Origin of the sequence: Ferrimonas balearica (assembly GCF_019802055.1) — a bacterium.
Taxonomy (GTDB): Bacteria; Pseudomonadota; Gammaproteobacteria; order Enterobacterales; family Shewanellaceae; genus Ferrimonas; species Ferrimonas balearica_A.
The window spans coordinates 590,805-609,691 of sequence record NZ_JAHVHW010000004.1 but is presented as its reverse complement, the minus strand read 5'-3'; the positions used below and the strand labels follow the sequence as shown (position 1 = coordinate 609,691).

Below are 18,887 nucleotides of genomic sequence, written 5' to 3'. Positions count from 1 at the left end.
ATAAGTTAAGGCGATGATTTTAAATGTGTTAATCCACCTCTTCCTGGAGCAGGAAGTGACACATTTGCTGCCCCTCAGTTGTCAGAAAGTAGACCTTGTTCACATTCTGCTGGATCAGCCCGCTCTGCTTGAGTTGGCGCATATGGAAGTTGAACTTGGTGTGGTCCTCCACCCCCACCAGGCGGCACAGATCCATAAAACGCAGTTGGCGGTGACGAACCAGTTGCAGCAGGGCCTGACGCCGGATTGGGTTGGACAGGGCGGAGAACACCTTATCGGCGGTTTCATCTGCCAGTTTGGGTTGGGGCTGGCGCTCGGCATTGACCCGACGCACCGTGGTGGCCAGAGCCGTCAGGTTAAAGGGCTTGGCAAGAAACTCGTCCGCCCCTTTCTTCATGGCGTCCACGGCGGTGTCTACGGTGGCAAAAGCGGTGGTGATGATCACCCCCATGCCCGGCTGCAGACGTCGCAGATTGGCGATCGCCTCGACGCCACTGAGGCCCGGCATCACCAGGTCCAGAATCGCGACGTCAAACCCCTCCTGTTCGGCGGCGTCCAGTGCCGACTCCGCACTGTCACAGGCGCACACCTGCATCCCCTCCAGGGTCAGGGCTTCCTCCAGAGTCAGTCTCAGCTCAAGGTCGTCTTCCGCTAACAGGATGTTGAGGCTCATCAATGGCTCCTGGGTAAAGTGATGGTGACACACAGGCCGTGCAGCCAGTTGTGAAGGCAGAGTTCGCCATGGTGCTGCTGAATGATCTGCTGGCTGATGGCCAGTCCCAGCCCGGTGCCGTTCGGTTTGGTGGTGTGGAACGGGCGCAGGCTGGCGCTCTGTTGTGCTTCGGGAATGCCACCGCCGTGGTCGCGAATGTGGAGCAGGACTTTGTCGCCGATGGATTCGGTGTGGATCTCCAGCCGTCGTTCATCCTCGCACGCCTCAATGGCGTTAGTGATGACGTTGATCAACACCTCCTCCAGCTTGACCGGGTCCCCCACCACCTTCAGGTGCGGGTCGAGGTTACGGTGGATGGTGAACCCCTTCAGGCGGTGTCCCATCAACTCCAGCGTGGAGTGGATCACCGACTCCAGAGACACCGGTTGCAGGGGTTGTGCGGAGGGACGGGCGAAGTGCAGCACCTCCTGCGCGATGTAGGTGGCACGCTCCAGCCCTTTTCGGATGCGATTGAGTTGTGGCTGGGAGCGGTTCTCCGGGGGCAGCTGCTTCTCCAGCAGATCCACCCCCAGCGTGGCGTAACTCAGCGGGGTTTTGATCTCATGGGCGATGCCGGAGGCCAGTTCGCCCATGGCTCGCATCTTTTCCCCGCGGAACAGTTGACGCTGCTGCGCTTCGATCTGCGCTTCCCGCTCCCGATCAAAGATCTTCAGGGCCTGGTACAGGGTGACCAGAATGGCGAAGGCACACAGAGTGCGCAGTACTGGCACCCAAAGCCCGGAGTCGGTTGAGAGCAGACCGGCGGCGAGACCGTATGCGACCAGAGCCACCCCGCAGTAACCGAAGTAGTGGCCCGCCAGGCGGCGTTCACGGTATTGCTGGCGGGCGTAGTAGACCATCGCCAGGCCCGCCACCAGGCTGGCGCCCAAACCGAATATCCAGCGGATCAGTACCCCTGCCAGACGCAGGAAATCATCCAGCTCCATCAGCGGGAAACTGGCCACCAGATGGAGAACAAACACCAGCTGAGCCAGGGCCAGACTGGCCAGCGCCCAGGGTTTTCGGGCGATGCCGGTGATCACCAGCATCTTCCAGGCGAACCAGGCCAGAGCCAGGAAGGAGATCCACAGCTTCAGTACCCGCAGAATCTTCATCTCCGAGTACCACAGCATCGGCGTGTAGGGCCCCATCAACTGAAGATAGAGTTCCGACCATTCATGAAAGGCGTGGATAAAGCCAAAGGCGGCCAGTGAAGGGAGGGCAGAGGCGATGGCCAACTGACTGAGGCGAAGATTGCGAAAGGCGATCAGGGAGCCGATGGTAAAAAATACCAGTCCGTAAAACAGGTAGATATTAAAAACCAGCAACGAATCAAACACGGAACCCTCCCTTTACCGCAACCCAGTATGGCGCTGTTACCCCCGTGCTTACTGTGAGGTACACAGAGTTATTGCAGTCGCGGGTGAAAAAGTGGCCGTTTTGGCTGTCATCTTTCTGTCATCGAAACCGTTACAATAACCTCCACGCTTCCCTGATTTTCCCGAACGCTGTGACTGTTATCCGTACCGTTTTTATCCCCTTCTTCCTGCTCGGCTGGGTCAGCTTCGGCGGTCCCGCCGCCCATATCGGCTACTTTCGGCGCAAGTTTGTGGAACAGGAGAAGTGGCTGGATGATGAGGCGTACGGTCGTCTGGTGGCGCTGTCTCAGTTTCTGCCCGGGCCGGGCTCCAGCCAGGTGGGGTTTGCACTGGGGTATCGCCGTGCGGGGGTGCCGGGGGCGATGGCCGCTTTTCTGGGCTTCACGCTGCCCTCCTTTATCCTGCTCTACCTGCTGGCCACCCTGAGTGTGGATGCCCTGGACAGCCCGCTGGTGGAAGCGGTGATCCACGGCCTTAAGCTGCTGGCGGTGGTGGTGGTGGCCGATGCGGTGCTGGGGATGAGCCGAAGCTTCTGCAAAAGCGCCTTGCACTGGTCACTGGCGGCGTTCAGTGCCGCACTGCTGCTGGTGTTGCCTGGATTGACCACCCAGTTGCTGGTGCTGGGGTTTGCCGCACTGATTGCCGCCTGGCGTACGCCGGTTGAGGCGATGGCGGTGCCCGCTGCGAAGGCCAGAGTGCAGTGGCTGCCGCTGCTGCTTTTTGCCGGGGCCGTTGCGCTGGCGCTGATGCCCGCCAGTGGCTGGCTGCACCAGATCTACGCCGACTTTTTCCAGGCCGGTGCCCTGGTGTTTGGCGGCGGGCATGTGGTGCTGCCGCTGTTGCAGGAAACCACCGGCGGTTTGATATCACCGGATCGCTTCCTGACCGGCTATGCCGCGGCTCAGGCGGTACCCGGCCCCATGTTTACCCTGGCCACCTTCCTGGGGGCGGACCTGGCCCCGCAAGCGCCGCTGCTGGGCGCTACGGTGGCTACCCTGGCCCTGTTCCTGCCTGGCATGCTGTTGGTGCTGGTCCTCTATCACGGCTGGGAAGCGCTGGCGGCCCGCCCCAGAGTGGCCGCCGCCGCAGCCGGTATCAATGCGGCGGTGGTGGGACTGTTGCTGAGTGCGCTCTATCAGCCTGTGTTTGTCAGTGCGGTACTAAGTGCTGCCGATATGGCGATGGTGGTGGTGGGGTTCTACCTGCTGCGGGGCCGTCAGTTGCCGATCCTTTGGCTGATTGTCGCCATGCTGGGGATGAGTCTGGGTTACTGGGCGCTGCGCTGAGCTGAAAACAAAAACGGGAGCCGATGGCTCCCGTTTCTACTACTGCGCTGGATACCAGCCCCCTAATACCGCCTCCCGGCTGGCGCCGGTGACGGCGGGCAGGTTACCCGGCAGGCCATTAAGGTGGCGCCACGCCAGCCAGGCAAAGGCGGTCGATTCCACCCACTTGGGCGGCAATCCCAGGGCTTCGGTGGTGTCGATGGTGAAGCCCGGCAGAGCGGCCGCCAGGGTGCGACGCAGCTCCTGGTTAAAGGCGCCACCGCCACAGAGATAGAGTTCGCCCTGTTGAGCATGCTGGCGAACGCTGCTGGCAATGCTCTCCACGGTCAGCGCCATCAGCGTGGCCATCACATCCTCGGCGGGCAGGTTGGCGTCGGTCTCCAGATGTCCCCAGAGCCAGCTGGCGTTAAACAGCTCCCTTCCGGTGCTTTTAGGCGCAGGCTGGGCAAAGTAGGGGTGGGTTAACAGCCGGGCCAGCAGGGTCTGGTTGACCCGGCCCCTGGCGGCAATCGCCCCGTTGTCATCATAGGGCAGGTTAAAGCGCTCACGGGCCCAGGCGTCCATCAGGGTGTTGCCCGGGCCGGTATCGAATCCCATCACTTCACTCTTCTCACCCGGCAGGCAGGTGAGGTTGGCAATGCCGCCGATGTTCAGAATAAAGCGGGGGGTGTCGGCGGCAAAAAGCGCCTGGTGAAAGGCGGGTACCAGGGGCGCGCCCTGGCCACCCAGTGCGATGTCCTTGCGGCGGAAATCCGCCACCACATCGATGCCGGTTGTCGCGGCCAGGGTGCTGGGGCAGCCCAACTGCAGGGTAAAGGCGTGAGGTCCCTCCGGCATATGGCGAACGGTCTGGCCGTGGCTGCCGATGGCGGCGATGTCGCCGGGTTGCAGTTCGGCTACCGCCAGCAGGGTGTGTACCGCTTCGGCAAACGCCAGCGCAATCGCTCTGTCAGCCCGCCCCATCCGGTCGATCTCCTTATCGTGCGGTGTGCAGAGCCGATGCAACTCGGCCAGCAGTGGCGGCGGGATCTCGATGCTGTGATGGGCCTTGAGGGTCGGTTTACCCTGCTCGTCAAACGCCACCAGGGCAGCATCAATGCCGTCCATGGAGGTGCCGGACATCAGGCCGATGCAGTAGGTCATGCAGAGCTCCTTACTCGGCAGTCGGGGCGCCCATCGCCAGCAGGATCGACTGACGGTGAGCAAGCTGGGCCAGACGCTCGCTGGCCAGGACGTCAAAGGCGGCCCGTTCGCTCTTGGCGATGGGGCGCGATTCCGGCAGTTTGACGGTTCTGGGATTGCGATGCACGCCATTCACCAGGAATTCGTAGTGAAGGTGGGGGCCGGTCACCCGACCGGTGCCCCCCAGCTTGCCGATGGTTTGCCCCTGGCGCACCCGCTGCCCTTTGCGTACCTGACGTTTGGAGAGGTGCAGGTACTTGGTCACATAGGTGTTGGAGTGTTGGATAAACACGTAGTGGCCGTTCAGGTTGTTGTAGGCGGAGGCGATCACCGTGCCGTCACCGGCAGCCATGATGGGGGTGCCCACTGGCGCCACATAGTCGGTGCCTCGGTGGGGGCGGACTTTGCCGGTCACCGGGTGGAGGCGACGGGGGTTGAAGTTGGAGCTGACGTAGTTGAACTGCACCGGCGCACGCAGGAACGCCTTGCGCATGGCGTTGCCTTTGTCGTCGTAGTAGTTGCCGTCGCTGTAGCGAACCGCTCTGAAAGTCTCGCCCTGGTTGCTGAACTCGGCCACCAGAATGTCACCATCCCCGGCGAACTGGCCGTCGATGTAATCCTCTTCGTAGATCACGGAGAAGTGGTCTCCGGCCCGGATATCCAGGGCAAAGTCCACGTCCCAGCCGAAGATCTCCGCCAGGCGCATGATCTGGTTGGCGGAAAGGCCCGCATCCACCGCCGCATTCCAGAAGTTGGAAGTGATGTCGGCGCTGGCGAAGAACTGGCGCTTCTCGATCGCTTTCTGTTCAAGTTGCTCCTGGTAGCCGTCGCCCTCTGCAGATACCACCAGAGTGCGTTGAGCGTTTATCTGATAGCTCAGCCGGGCCAGCTCGCCGTTGGCAAAGCCCAGCTCAATCATCTGTCCCGGCATGATTCGGGTCAGGACTTTACCCGCTTCAGGCAGCTGACTGATGGCGTAGAGGGTTTGGGGAGATAGGCCTGCCCGGTCAAACAGCCTGGCCAGGCTGTCGCCGGATTGCACCTCAAATCGCTGCCAGTCCAACTCTGGCTCAGCAGCAAGCTGAGCCGGGGCGGGCAGGGTGATCGGCAACGGGTGGCGAGTGGCCACCTCAATGGGGTCACTGTGGCGGGCCGCAAGGCTCTGGCCGGAGGGCAACATCAGGATGATGGCCATCAAAACCGTGACCGACATGATCATTCCCCGATGTGCTCGGGGAAGGGCTTGAAACAGGTTCCACAGCCGTGTCGGCAGAGCCGCGGCCGGGTGGGAAGATTTAACCGTTGAACGGTTCGGTTTTCGAGACACTTTCCTTAATTCTCAACCGTCGTGAAAACTGGACTCCCAGAGGGCTGGGCGGCGCTATGCTACACCCTTTTATTTATGGGTGCTAACCAGTAACATTATCCGCTTTGCTAACAGATTCAAACCGAGCGGAATGTTGTATGACTGATTTGGACAAGGCCCTGGCCGAAATCTGCCGCGGAACCGATGAGATCCTGGTGGAAGAGGAGCTTGTTGCCAAGCTGAAGCTGGGCCGCCCTCTGCGGGTGAAGCTCGGTGCCGATCCGACGGCCCCGGATATCCATCTGGGCCACACTGTGATCCTGAATAAACTGCGCCAGTTCCAGGAACTGGGGCACGAGGTGATCTTCCTGATCGGTGACTTCACCGGCATGGTGGGTGACCCGTCCGGTAAGAACAGCACCCGCCCGCCGCTGACCCGCGAGCAGGTTCTGGCCAACGCCGAGACCTACAAAGAGCAGGTGTTCAAGATTCTGGACCCGGCCAAGACCCGCATCGAATTCAACTCCTCCTGGCTGGGTGAGCTGGGTGCTGAGGGGATGCTGCGTCTGGCGGCCCAGCAGACCGTTGCCCGTATGCTGGAGCGTGACGACTTCAAGAAGCGCTTTGGCAGTGGCCAGTCCATCGCCATCCACGAGTTCATGTACCCGCTGCTGCAGGGTCACGACTCCGTAGCGCTGGAAGCGGACATCGAACTGGGTGGTACCGACCAGAAGTTCAACCTGCTGATGGGTCGTGAACTGCAGAAAGACGCTGGCCAATCTCCGCAGGTGGTGATCACCATGCCGCTGCTGGTGGGTCTGGACGGCGTGAAGAAGATGTCCAAGTCTGCCAACAACTACATCGGCGTATCCGATGCGCCCAGCGAGATGTTCGGCAAGATCATGTCCATCTCCGATGACCTGATGTGGAACTACTACGAACTGCTCTCCTTCCGCCCGCTGGAAGAGATTGAACAGTTCAAGGCTGACATCGCCGCCGGGACCAATCCCCGCGATGTGAAGATCGCCCTGGCCAAGGAGATCATCGCCCGTTTCCACGACGAGGCCGCTGCCGAAGCCGCGCATCAGGACTTCATCAACCGCTTCTCCAAGAACGCCATCCCGGACGAGATGCCGGAGTTCGAGTTTGAAGCCGGTATGGCCATCGCCAACCTGCTGAAGGAAGCGGGTCTGGTGAACACCACCTCCGACGCCATGCGCATGATCAAGCAGGGCGGCGCCAAGATGGATGGTGACAAGATCGAAGACACTAAGTTGGTGCCGGCTGCCGGTACTGCGGTGTATCAGGTCGGTAAACGCAAGTTTGCCCGCGTGACCCTGAAGTAAGTCGACAGGGAAACAGAAAGGCCGCCCATTGGGCGGCCTTTTTTGTGTCTGTGTGTTTTCCCGTTATTGGCTTACGGCTGTCGGGTTGGCCGGGGCTTTTGGCCAGTAGGCGATCAGGTAGCGCAGGGCGACGTAGCTGACCACGGCGGTGGCCACCAGCAGTTCGCCGTCTGCCATTCGGTGCAGCAGCGTGTGCTGGCTCAGACCCCAGTGCTCGAACAGCTTGGCGCATTGGTACAGGGCGGTGGCACCGATCACCATGGGGAAGGTGAAGGCGGCGTAGCCCGGACTGAACGGCAGGCGCATCAGGTGGAAGAACGCCAGGTAGATCAGGGCGGTCATCAGCAGTGCGATGCCCAGAAGCAGGGCCACGACCAGCGCAGACGGCTCACTCACCAGATTCAGGTAACCTGCCAGGGAGAGGCTGGCCGGTGCCGCCATAATGGCGATGGTCGGCTTGGCCGGATCCGGCACATTGGTGTGGAAGATCAGGCGATACAGCATCAGCGGCAGCATGATGGCGTAGGCGATCATGCCGCCATACAGCAGGATGGTGGCCAGCGGCTTCACCGCTTCACTGGGGCAGGTAACAGCGGCCACAATGATGCCCACCGGTGGCACAAACCAACTGGGAACCATATGGTGCCAGCCCGGCTCTTGGGCGCGGTGATAGAGGAAGCCGAGCAGCAGCGCCAGATGCAGGGTTACCGCCACCAGCCACAGCAGCTGCCCCTGGAAGGGCATAAAGCGGTAGAGGCTGGTGGAGATCACCATGGTGGCCATGGCAAAGGTGGGGATCACACTGCCTACCACGGCGTGCGCCACATCCAGCTTCAGCTGACCGGGGTTCAGTACAAACTTCACCAGCAGGGACAGCAGCAGAACGCTGCTGATAAGGGCACCGGCCAGTTGCAGGTGACCCTCGGCGCCAAAGCGACCGTCCAGGCAGAGGCCCAGGCTGGCGATCCCCAGGGCAAGGCCAGCCAGGGGGGTGGGGATGCGATTGAATTTTTCGGCAAGAGACATGGTTCGACTCCTTCTGAGATGCCGCTATTGTGCGCCTCTTGCTCGTTTAATAATATCGAATGATATTGCACATACTATTTAGTGAAACTAAATGGCGGATCTCTCCCTCAGACAGCTTCGAATCTTTGTCTCGGTGGCCCATACCGGCAACCTGGGGCGCACCGCCGATGCCCTCTATCTGACCCGTGGGGCGGTGTCACAGGCGATCAAAACCCTTGAAGAGCAGCTGGGCGTGGCGCTGTTTGAACGGCGGGCTCAGAGACTGGTGCTGAACACTCAGGGGCGTCAGTTGCTGCCGATGGCCGAGGAGCTGCTGGCACGGGAACAGGGCGTAATGGCCCTGTTCCAGAGCGGTCTGAGCGCAACGCCCCTGCGTCTTGGGGCCAGCGCCACCATCGGCAACTACCTGCTGCCGGGGTTGCTGGCCAACCACTGGCCGTCGGATTGGCCCCTGCCAGCGGTAACCCTGGCCAACAGCTACCAGTTGCAGGAGCAACTGGCGGAGCGGGCACTGGATCTGGCGTTGGTGGAGAGTGAAAGCATCCACGGGGAGCTGGTTCGTCACCTCTGGCGGGAGGATGAGATGGTGTTGGTGACGCCGCCAACACATCCGCTGGCGGGGCAGACGGTGCCCTGGTCGGCGCTGAATGATCAGCGCTGGGTATTGCGGGAGGTGCACTCCGGCAGCCGGGAGCAGTTTGATCATCATCTGGCCCCCCGGCTGGAGCGGTTCAGGGTGGTGCTGGAACTGGGGCAACTGGAAGCCGTCGTGCGTGCGGTGGAGGCGGGTCTGGGGCTGTCACTGGTCTCCCGCCTGGCCTGCGACGACGCCTTACGGCAGGGCCGGATCGCGGAGGTGTTTTTGCCGCAGCCCGTTTATCGCCGCTTATCTCTGGTGCATCCGCCGGGCAGCGAGCACCTGCCGCAGTTGCAGCGGGTGCTGGCGCTTTTGGCACAGGAGAGGACTACATCTTGAGGTGCTTATCAAAGAACTCAGCCATTGCACTCATCGCCTGCAGACGGTGCGCCTCGGCGCTCAGACTGTGATTGCCGTGTTCCAGCTCAATGTAGGTCACCGCTTTGTCGGCGGCCTTGAGTGCATTCGCCATAGCCCGGCTCTGGGCCACCGGCACAACCTTGTCGTCGCTGCCATGAATCAGCAGCACAGGAATGCCGACGCGGCTGGCCTGACGCAGGGGTGAGCGCTGATCCAACTGACTGCCCAGTTGGCGCTTGATCACCTCGTAGTGAGTAAAGCGTCGTGCATTATTGAGGATGCCCTGTAGGTCAGTAACCCCCGCGATACTGGCGGCGCAACGGAAGGTATCAGTCTGTTTTACTGCGGCCATCAGTGCCGCATAGCCGCCGTAACTGCCGCCACCAATGCAGATGCGCCTGGCATCGGAGACCCCCTCTTTGACCAGAAAACGGGCGGCATCCTCCAGATCATCCTGCATTGCACCACCCCAGTCGCCGATCGATTTCATCGCGAATTCAAAGCCGTAGCCGGTGGAACCACGGAAGTTGGGTTGGAATACGGCGTAACCACGATTGGCCAGCCATGCGCTCCAGTAGTCGAAGCTGGCGGTATCGTGGCTCATCGGTCCGCCGTGAGGCAGGATGATGGTGGGCAGAGGGGTGTCCACCGGGGCGCCCTTGGGGCGGGTCAGATAGCCCTCAATAGCCAATCCGTCGCGGGCCTTGAAGTGGAGTTTGACCTTACCGGCATACTGGCTTTCATCGACCATAGGGTACTGGCTGCCCAGATAATCCAGCGTGCCTGTCTTGCGGTTACCCAGCAGATAGTCGCCGGTAAATTCGGCCGACCTGGTGTAGAGCACGTATTGGGTGAGGTCATTGCTGACACTGACAATCTGATTGTTGGCGTCGGGGAGTGCGCTATTCAGTGCGGTTTGCAGCTTGAGGTACTCGTCGTCCCAGTAGGTCCAGCCACCGCTAAATCCCACCACCTCTCCGGATTTGGCGGAATAGATCAGATAGCCTGTCATGTCGTAGGTCGGGTCAGAGAGCAACAACTCCCGTTTTAGCTCCGGGTCGCTGAGATCCACTTTGAACACGCCGTAGCGGCCTTCGTGTTCTGCGCGAATGTAGAGAATGTCCGGATTCTTGTCGAAGCCCAGAATCCGGATGTCAGGGGCCTCAAGCAGTTCGAACTCCCAGAGGTTGCGGACAAAATTGCCTTCGATGTCCATCAAGCGGAAAAAGGCTCGGGTGTCGTCACGACCAATGCCGATGCGGACGCGTGCCTGTTCATCCGTGACCCAATGGTGAATATGACTGCGAGCCCGATACTCCAGCGTGTAGGTGCCGCGCATGATGTTGACCTTGTATACCGAGGGCAGGCCGGGTCGATCGAAGTCGGCGCTCAAAAGGATGTGGTCAGGCTGGTCTGGCAGGAAATGGATGACCCGATCCAGAAATTGCGGTGTGTAGCCTTTGGATGATTTGGGTCGCACCGCGACTTTGGGCTCACTGTCCTCGCCCATGGTGATCTTATACAGCTGGGTATGGGTGTATTTCACACCGGTTCGCCATTTGGTGCTGCCTACCCCAAACAGCAGGGTGTCGTTGTTGGCCCAGGTGTACCAGTTCAGCGTGACTTCAAGGTTGTCGGCCTTAAACAACCATTCGGTATCGCCGGTGGTCAGGTCGGTGACTGCCAGCACCAGGTGTCCTTCGACATTGCGCAGCATCGACAGGTAGCGGCCGTCGGGTGACAGCTCCATGTCGCTCATATGAGGCAGTTTGCCGTAGGCCGTAACGGGTAACGGCGCTTTGGTTGCGGCAGTGGCAGAGAGTGGCAGTAACAGCCCCACCAGGCTGACGATGAGCAGGGAGAAGGAACGAAAAGCCATGATGATCATCCTAAAGGGTTGCGGGGCTATCCATTGCCCATAGCCGCATCATCATGGCTTTTATATTACTTATCAAGCTGTTGCCCATATTTATTATGAGCGGAATTGGCTGCTGTCGAGCTGCATCAGAGAGTCGCAGCTCTGTCCGGCCAAGAGGGCATGGCTGGCCGCTTTGGGCAGCAGTCGAGTAAAGACGAATTGCGCGGTGACCTGCTTCGCCTGCCACAAGTCCGGATCGTGACTTTTGAATGAATCGGCAACCAGCGCCATACGAAGCCACTGATGGGCCAGCACCACGTAGCCTGCGAACATCAGGTAATCCACCGAGGCCGCGCCAATCTCATCCGGGTTTTTCTGAGCCCGCAGCGCGATGCTCTGGGTCAGTTCGCCCCACTGTTGCAGGTGGGCCAACAGCGACTGCCGCAGCGGCAACAAGGCGTCGGGCAGTGATTGCGTCATCCACCACTGGGCCAGTTCGGTGCAGTAGCTCTCCAACAGGGCTCCACGGCTGCCCAGCACCTTGCGGGCCAGCAGGTCCAGTGCCTGGATACCGGTGGTGCCCTCATAGAGGCAGGAGATCTTGGTGTCCCGCATCAGCTGCTCCATGCCCCACTCGGCCACATAGCCGTGGCCACCAAACACCTGAACCCCCAGACTGGTGGCTTCAAACCCCATCTCGGTCAGGAACGCCTTGGCGATGGGGGTCAACAAACTGAGGCGGTCGCTGGCCCGCTGCTTAGCGGCTGGGTCAGCGCTGGCACTTTTGGTGATGTCCACCCAGGTGGCCATCTCGTACACCATCGCCCGTCCTCCCTCAGCGATCGCCTTCTGGGTCAGCAGCATACGGCGCACATCCGGGTGAACAATGATGGGGTCCGCTGCTTTTTCAGGGCATTTGGCGCCGCTGAGTGAACGCATCTGCAACCGCTCCCGGGCATATTCCAGCGCGCCCTGGAAGGCGGCTTCAGCCGCAGCTACTCCCTCCGTCGCAACGCCAACTCGGGCGGCGTTCATAAAGGTGAACATGGCGCTGAGCCCACGATTGGGCTCGCCAAGCAGATAGCCGGTAGCGTCGTCGAAGTTGATGACGCAGGTGGCGTTGCCGTGGATCCCCATCTTGTGCTCAATCGAACCGCAGCTGACGCCATTGGGGGCACCCAGTGCGCCATCCTCCTCAACCTGGATTTTGGGTACCAGGAACAGGGAGATCCCCTTGGTGCCTGCGGGAGCCCCCTCAATGCGGGCAATCACGATATGGACGATGTTCTCCGCCAGGTCATGGTCGCCGGAGGAGATAAAGATCTTGGAGCCGCTGAGACGGAAGCTGCCATCCGCTTGCGGCACGGCTTTCGTACGCAGCAGGCCAAGATCCGAGCCGCTGTGGGCTTCGGTCAGGCACATGGTACCGGTCCACTCCCCTGAAACCAGCTTGGGCATAAAGCGGGCCTGCAGGGACTCATCGCCATGGGCCATCAGGGTGGCCTGAGCGCCGTGGGTGAGTCCGGGATACATGGCAAAGGCGTGGTTGGCGGCGGACTGCATCTCGGCACAGACCAGATTGAGGGAGTAGGGCAGGCCCTGGCCGCCATACTCTGTCGGCTGGGCCAGAGTGGGCCAGCCCGCTTCCACATACTGCTGATAGGCCTCCTTAAAGCCCTGGGGCGTGGTGACCTCGCCATTTTCAAAGCGGCAGCCCTGCTCATCACCCACCCGGTTCAGAGGCGCGATCACCGATTCGGTGAACTTGGCGGCCTCCTCCAGTACGGCATCCACCAGTTCAGGGGTGGCGTCGTCGTACCCTAAAGTGGCGTAGTGATTCCCCAGGTTCAGCAGGTCATGGAGGACAAACTGCATCTCTTTGAGGGGGGCGTGGTATGACGGCATTGTGCGCTCCTTGCATCCGTTGCGGGGCCGATCCGACCCAGGGTTTAAACGTCCGTTTAAACCCAAAGCTGCCAGAACCCGGCTGCCGTTACCAGTAGGAGCTGACTAAAAAATGGACGCAAAAAAGCCGCCCGAAGGCGGCTTGTCCGAGCAGATATGAGGTTACTCGGAGCCGTTGGAACCATGGACTTCCCAGACACTGAGAGTGCCTTTGCCCAAGGAGGCGCTGGCAGCAACCGAACCGTCGCCCTCAACCACTTGCCCACCGTAGCTCACCCGAGCTTCCGCACGAATGGTGTGGGAGCCGGAGCCGATGTCGTAGGCCAGGAAGTTAAAGGTGTGGGCGGCGGCGGTATCGAGGATCAGCCCGATCTCTTCCTCGGTGAGGTTGCACTCATCGAAGGAGATGATGCCGTCGTAGTCATCGGGCACGCCGTCACCGTCGGTATCAACGGTCAGAGTGTCTGCGCAGTCCAGAACGCCACCGAGCTCGGCCCACAGGGTCTGGATCCGCTTATCGAAGATCACCTCGCCAGGGGCGGCAAGTTTGTCATCTACAAAGACGCGCATCTCAATAACGGCATCAGCGGTGGCTTCGCTCTTATTGCCGCCCTTGCTGCGGACCACGGTTTCGGTCATCAGCATGGTTTCAAAGGAGAGGCCGATCACCAGGTCTTTCGGTGTGCCTGAGTTTTTCAATTCCGTGTTCAGTACAGTGACAAATCCTTCGTCACTGGTGCCCAATGTGCGGATCGCGGCGGCGCCGAGCATGGCCGCTTGTCCGTCGTCGGTAAACGCGGAAGCGGTATTGTCGGCATAGGTCAGGGGAGACGCGGAAACACCCGCAAGGATCAGGGCCAAAGAGACAGATTTCAAAGATTTCATTGGAAACTCCACGACGGGCAGTTTGGCTGCCCCATTGAGTCATCAACGGTTATGAACCCTTGGCTCTGCAAAAACAAACGGCTACAGGGGCCTCGTGTACCTCCATACACCCCACGACGGGTTCCACTGAGAATTGAAAAAGCCCCTTGAGTGAGTCGATGGCCATAAAAGCCAGAAAGACCCACTTGGGAGCGAAGAAAGTGTAGGAGTGTTTGCTTGGTTTTGCTGAAAAGTCAGAAAAAAACACCGCTAAAAAACCGTAGCTAGCGGTGCCTTTTGTCTGTTAGGGAGTCCTGGTGGCGGAAATCGTAGTGCGTCCGCGCTAAAGGGCGATTAACGCAGTTCGATGCCGTTATCCAGGATGGTGATGCGCTCAGCCTTGTAGAGGCCACCGATGGTGCGCTTGAACACCCCTTTGGAGACGCCAAACAGTGCCTTGATGGTTTCCGGGTCGGCTTTGTCGTTGAGGGGCGCAAAACCGTTGGGCTGGGTACGCAGGTAGGCCAGGATCTTCTCGCCCAGCGCATCCACCTGTTTGGCTACCGGCGGATTGACGCTGACATCCAGGCGTCCCCCGTCACGCACCTTGGTGATGGTGCCCGGCAGTTGCTGGCCATTGCGCAGCGGCTTGAACACAGTGTCGAAGTAGATCACGCCCCAGTGGCTGTTGTTGATGATCGCCTTGTAGCCCAGGTCCGATTTGCCACCGATGGTAACGCGTACCTTGTCGCCAACCTTGTAGTTGGCCGGGGTTTTGTCGAGGAAGCGATCCAGCTTGCCTGAGGCGGCGATGCGGTCGGTGTGCTGGTCAACGTAGAGGTAAACCAGATAGTAGCGACCCGCTTCCATCGGCTGCTTCTGCTGGTTGAAGGGCACCAGCAGGTCCTTATCCAGGCCCCAGTCCAGGAACGCGCCGTAACGGCCCACTTCCTTACATTTCAGGGAAGCGAACTGACCCACTTCGGCCTTAGGCTTCTGAGTGGTGGCGATAAACTGGTCTTCGGAGTCGAGGTAGATGAACACCTCCAACTCGTCTCCCGGGTTGGCGTCCTCGGGGGCCCATTTCTTCGGCAGCAGGATCTCACCCAGATCGCCGCCATCCAGGTAGAGGCCGAAACCGACCCGCTTGGTGATGGTGAGGGTGTTGTATTGACCGATGTTGACCATGTCTGCTGCCTTAACTGTCAGTGGGGCGCGAAGTATACCCCTTTTTTACCAGAGCGTCTGTTACCCCGAACTCTGTTTGGCACTGACCAGACTGGCCACCACGACGGCCAGATAGAAGGTGCCGATGATCGCCTCAAGATAGACCGCCGTCTGGGACAGTGCATGGGCGGGGGTGATCTCGCCATACCCCAGTGTGGTGAGGGTAACAAAGCTGAAGTAGATGGCCCGGTTGAGGTTGTCCTGCCAGGGGCGCGGCTCCATCCCGTTAAAGGCTTCCGGGGAGAACTCGATGATCACCAGGTAGATCAGGGCCCAGACCAGCCCAAGCAGCAGGAACAGCGCCAGCGAGCCCACCACCTGGTTGCCGGAGATGGGGCCACCGGTAAAGAGGATCTGCCGGACCGAGGCTTTGAGGGTGCCAAGGAAAAAGCAGAGCATCATGGCCAGGCCCAGAAGGTCAAACAGGGCGACATGGAGCCAACGCTTCAGCAGGGCCAGGGCAACCCAGCACAGCACCAGCGTCAGCAGGAAACGGGACCAGCCGGGCTCAAATTTCAGGCTGACCAGACAGATGGCGAAGGTCAGCAGCGTGACGCCCTGTATCACCTGCTCCAGCAAGCCGCTGGGCAGCACCTGCTCCAGGGCGCTGGTCAGGAGCAGAATGATCAGGGCCGTGGTCAGAAAGAAGAAGTTGTTTTCCGGGGTGATTTTGCTGCGCATAAGGCACCTCCCCGGACAAGTCTAGACGCTGGCAATCTCTTCGTCGGTCAGGGAGCGGAATTGACCCGGCTGCAGGTTGGAATCAAGGCGGATCGCCCCCATCGCCTCCCGGTGCAGCGCGATAACCGGATTGCGGAAGCGACCGAACATCCGCTTGATCTGGTGGTAACGCCCCTCATAGATGGTCAACCGGCACTCCGTGTCGCTCAGGCGCTCCAACTTGGCCGGAGAGGTAGTGATGTCCTCAAAGGGGAAATGGATCCCTTCGGCAAACACCTTTTCGGTATCGGGGTGGATCGGATTGCCCAGCGTCACCCGATAGATCTTGGGGGACTTGCGCTCCGGGTCCGTGGCCCGACGAGACCATTGGCCGTCGTTGGTCAGCAACATCAGACCGGTGCTGGCGCGATCCAACCGTCCACCGATGTGCAACTCTTTGGCCAGTTCTGGCGGCAGCAGATCCATCACCGTGGGGTGCACCGGGTCATCGGTGGCACTGAGAATGCCAGCGGGCTTGTTCAGCATCAGGTAGTGGGCCGCTTTGCCGGGCTGTATCAGCTCGCCATCGGCCAGCACCGTATCAAAGGCGGTGACCTCCAGCGTGGGTGAGTGCACCACCTGTTGGTTCACCTGCACCCGTCCCTGCACCAGCAGACCCAGCACATGGCGGCGGCTCCATTTGGGGTGTTGGCAAAGCAGGCGATCCAGTCTCATGTTGGTTTATTTCATCATTTCGTGATTGGCAGGGCCCATTATCGGTGTTTTGTTCGTTTCTATACGCATCTTTTTTGCAAAGGTACGGCAAGGCTTTGGCTGATAAGGGTTCTGGGCTAGAATGGCGCCCGCTTTTAAACAGGATGCTCCCACCAACCACAAGGCTGTCATGACCCTACGCGTTGCCATTAATGGCTTTGGCCGAATCGGCCGTTCTACCCTGCGTGCGCTGTACGAAAGCGGACTGCGGGAGCGGATCTGCGTGGTCGCGATCAATGAACTGGCCAAGCCCGAAGCGATCGCTCACCTGACTCAGTTTGACACCACCCATGGGCGCTTTGCCCAGCCGGTCAGTGTGTCAGAGGGGGTACTGCATGTGGGGGGAGATGACATTGCCCTGTTCCACCAGCCCGAGGTCAGCCAACTGCCCTGGCAGGAGCTGGATATCGATCTGGTGCTGGAGTGCTCCGGTGTCCTGAAAACCCGTCAGCAGTGCGAGGCGCACATCGCCGCCGGTGCCCGTCAGGTGTTGATCTCTCATCCCGCAGACAGTGCTGTGGACGCTACCGTGGTGTTCGGGGTGAACCATGAGGTTCTGACCGGCAACGAGCGCGTGGTCTCCAACGCCTCCTGCACCACCAACTGCTCGGTGCCGGTGATCACTCTGCTCAATGAGGCCTTTGGCATTGAGCGCGGCGCCATCACCACCATCCATTCCGCCATGCACGATCAACAGGTGATCGACGCCTATCATGACGACCTGCGCCTGACCCGGGCCGCCAGTCAGTCGATCATTCCCGTGGACACCAAACTGGCCCGCGGCATCGAGCGGATCCTGCCTGAACTGAGCAACAAATTTGAAGCCATTGCGGTGCGGGTGCCGACCACCAACGTGACCGCGATGGACCTCTCCCTGACCCTGCGTGATCGGGTCGATATTACCAGCGTTAATGCGCTGCTGCAGGAGGCGGCTCAGGGCCGTTTCCGGGGGATACTGAACTACACTGAGGCTCCACTGGTCTCCATCGATTTTAATCACGATCCCCACTCTTGCGTGGTGGATGGCACCCAGACCCGGGTGTCCGATGGCCACCTGGTGAAGTTGTTGCTCTGGTGCGACAACGAGTGGGGTTTTGCCAACAGAATGTTGGACACCGCGCTGGCGATGGTCAGTGCGCGAACTGGATCTGAATGACATCTTACGAGGGAATCACCATGACCGTACTCAAGCTGACTGATCAGGAGCTGGCCGGTAAACGCGTACTGATCCGCCAGGATCTCAATGTGCCGGTAAAGGATGGCGTTGTTACTTCCGATGCCCGCATTCTGGCGTCTCTGCCGACCATTGAGCTGGCCCTGAAAGCGGGCGCCAAAGTGATGGTGATGTCCCACCTGGGCCGCCCCACTGAAGGCGAATACGATGAGGCCTTCTCCATGGCGCCGGTTGTGGCTTACCTGAAGGCCAAACTGGATGCGCCGGTACGTCTGGAGAAAGAGTACCTGAACGGCGTTGAGGTCGCGGATGGCGAGCTGGTGATCTTCGAGAATGTTCGCTTCAACAAGGGCGAAAAGAAAGATGACGAGGCGCTCTCCAAAGCCTATGCCGCTCTGTGTGACATCTTCGTGATGGACGCGTTCGGCACCGCCCACCGCGCCCAGGCTTCTACCCACGGTGTGGCCAAGTATGCCCCGATCGCCTGCGCCGGTCCGCTGCTGGCGGCGGAACTGGACGCGCTGGGCAAGGCTCTGGATAACCCGGCCCGCCCGATGGTGGCGATTGTGGGTGGCTCCAAGGTTTCCACCAAACTGACCGTACTGGAATCCCTCTCCACCAAGGTGGATCAGCTGGTGGTGGGCGGCGGCATTGCCAACACCTTTATCGCTGCAGCCGGTCACCCGGTGGGCAAGTCCCTGTACGAAGCGGACCTGATTGACCAGGCCAACACGCTGACCGCCCAGGCCCAGAGCCGTGGTGGTGACATTCCGGTGCCCACCGATGTGGTGTGCGGCAAGCAGTTTGCCGAGGACGCGGAAGCGACACTGAAGCCGGTGGCCGAGGTGGCAGAAGACGACATGATCTTCGACATCGGTCCAGACAGTGCCGAAGCGCTGGCGGCGATCCTGAAAAACGCCGGCACCATCGTCTGGAACGGCCCGGTGGGTGTGTTCGAGTTTGACCAGTTCGGTGAGGGCACCAAGCGCATCGCCCAGGCGATCGCGGAGTCTGACGCTTTCTCTATCGCCGGTGGTGGTGACACCCTGGCGGCGGTCGACAAGTACGGCATTGCCGACAAAATCTCCTACATTTCAACTGGTGGGGGCGCGTTCCTGGAGTTCCTGGAAGGCAAAACCCTGCCCGCCGTCGCGATGCTGGAGCAGCGCGCCAACGGCTGAGTTTTACGGG

At 60.4% G+C, this 18,887-nt stretch carries 16 protein-coding genes; 5 read left to right on the top strand and 11 right to left on the bottom strand.

Going from position 1 to position 18,887, the window contains the following annotated elements:
- Positions 1–28: 28 nt before the first annotated feature.
- On the bottom strand, positions 29–673 hold the full coding sequence (locus KUV52_RS03675) for a response regulator (RefSeq protein ID WP_222524564.1): 645 nt from the start codon (positions 671–673) through the stop codon (positions 29–31).
- Positions 673–2,052: a sensor histidine kinase gene (locus tag KUV52_RS18990; RefSeq protein ID WP_222524563.1), complete on the bottom strand. Its 1,380-nt coding sequence runs from the start codon at positions 2,050–2,052 to the stop codon at positions 673–675. Before KUV52_RS18990 ends, KUV52_RS03675 begins: the two co-directional genes overlap by 1 nt.
- A 179-nt stretch (positions 2,053–2,231) precedes the next feature.
- On the opposite strand from KUV52_RS18990, the gene chrA reads away from it, so the two are divergent.
- Positions 2,232–3,377, top strand: coding sequence for a chromate efflux transporter (chrA, locus tag KUV52_RS03665; RefSeq protein ID WP_222524769.1), 1,146 nt, complete (start codon positions 2,232–2,234; stop codon positions 3,375–3,377).
- Between the two features lie 39 nt (positions 3,378–3,416).
- Here the strand turns inward: chrA and KUV52_RS03660 are convergent, their stop codons facing one another.
- Both KUV52_RS03660 and KUV52_RS03655 read right to left on the bottom strand, forming a co-directional pair.
- Positions 3,417–4,520 carry an anhydro-N-acetylmuramic acid kinase gene (locus KUV52_RS03660; protein ID WP_222524562.1) on the bottom strand — a complete coding sequence of 368 codons (1,104 nt, stop codon included), beginning with the start codon at positions 4,518–4,520 and terminating at the stop codon, positions 3,417–3,419.
- Between the two features lie 10 nt (positions 4,521–4,530).
- Positions 4,531–5,772: a peptidoglycan DD-metalloendopeptidase family protein gene (locus KUV52_RS03655; protein ID WP_261389840.1), complete on the bottom strand. Its 1,242-nt coding sequence runs from the start codon at positions 5,770–5,772 to the stop codon at positions 4,531–4,533.
- A gap of 251 nt (positions 5,773–6,023) precedes the next feature.
- Here KUV52_RS03655 and tyrS point away from each other — a divergent pair, with 251 nt between their 5' ends.
- Positions 6,024–7,211: a tyrosine--tRNA ligase gene (tyrS, locus tag KUV52_RS03650; RefSeq protein WP_222524560.1), complete on the top strand. Its 1,188-nt coding sequence runs from the start codon at positions 6,024–6,026 to the stop codon at positions 7,209–7,211.
- A 63-nt stretch (positions 7,212–7,274) separates the two neighbouring features.
- On the opposite strand, the gene KUV52_RS03645 is transcribed toward tyrS, so the two are convergent.
- Positions 7,275–8,237, bottom strand: a complete 963-nt coding sequence (locus KUV52_RS03645; protein ID WP_222524559.1) for a TDT family transporter — start codon at positions 8,235–8,237, stop codon at positions 7,275–7,277.
- 91 nt (positions 8,238–8,328) lie between these two features.
- Between KUV52_RS03645 and KUV52_RS03640 the strand changes: the two genes are divergently transcribed.
- On the top strand, positions 8,329–9,213 hold the full coding sequence (locus KUV52_RS03640; RefSeq protein ID WP_222524558.1) for a LysR substrate-binding domain-containing protein: 885 nt from the start codon (positions 8,329–8,331) through the stop codon (positions 9,211–9,213).
- Here the strand turns inward: KUV52_RS03640 and KUV52_RS03635 are convergent.
- The 6 genes from KUV52_RS03635 to KUV52_RS03610 form a co-directional block, all read right to left on the bottom strand.
- On the bottom strand, positions 9,203–11,113 hold the full coding sequence (locus tag KUV52_RS03635; protein WP_222524557.1) for an alpha/beta hydrolase family protein: 1,911 nt from the start codon (positions 11,111–11,113) through the stop codon (positions 9,203–9,205). The genes KUV52_RS03640 and KUV52_RS03635 overlap by 11 nt on opposite strands.
- A 93-nt stretch (positions 11,114–11,206) precedes the next feature.
- Positions 11,207–12,997 carry an acyl-CoA dehydrogenase C-terminal domain-containing protein gene (locus KUV52_RS03630; protein ID WP_222524556.1) on the bottom strand — a complete coding sequence of 597 codons (1,791 nt, stop codon included), beginning with the start codon at positions 12,995–12,997 and terminating at the stop codon, positions 11,207–11,209.
- Between the two features lie 162 nt (positions 12,998–13,159).
- On the bottom strand, positions 13,160–13,882 hold the full coding sequence (locus KUV52_RS03625) for a hypothetical protein (RefSeq protein WP_222524555.1): 723 nt from the start codon (positions 13,880–13,882) through the stop codon (positions 13,160–13,162).
- 333 nt (positions 13,883–14,215) lie between these two features.
- A complete protein-coding gene (locus KUV52_RS03620; RefSeq protein ID WP_222524554.1) occupies positions 14,216–15,049 on the bottom strand; it encodes a S1 RNA-binding domain-containing protein in 834 nt (277 codons plus the stop codon).
- Between the two features lie 60 nt (positions 15,050–15,109).
- Positions 15,110–15,769 (bottom strand): potassium channel family protein, encoded by a 660-nt coding sequence (locus KUV52_RS03615; RefSeq protein WP_222524553.1) that lies wholly within the window; start codon positions 15,767–15,769, stop codon positions 15,110–15,112.
- 21 nt (positions 15,770–15,790) lie between these two features.
- On the bottom strand, positions 15,791–16,483 hold the full coding sequence (locus KUV52_RS03610; RefSeq protein WP_222524552.1) for a pseudouridine synthase: 693 nt from the start codon (positions 16,481–16,483) through the stop codon (positions 15,791–15,793).
- Positions 16,484–16,652: 169 nt separating this feature from the next.
- Between KUV52_RS03610 and epd the strand changes: the two genes are divergently transcribed.
- Positions 16,653–17,678 carry an erythrose-4-phosphate dehydrogenase gene (gene epd / locus KUV52_RS03605; protein ID WP_222524551.1) on the top strand — a complete coding sequence of 342 codons (1,026 nt, stop codon included), beginning with the start codon at positions 16,653–16,655 and terminating at the stop codon, positions 17,676–17,678.
- Between the two features lie 20 nt (positions 17,679–17,698).
- The gene (locus KUV52_RS03600; RefSeq protein WP_222524550.1) at positions 17,699–18,877 is read left to right on the top strand and encodes a phosphoglycerate kinase; all 1,179 of its coding nucleotides are present in this window, start codon (positions 17,699–17,701) and stop codon (positions 18,875–18,877) included.
- Positions 18,878–18,887 lie beyond the last annotated feature (10 nt).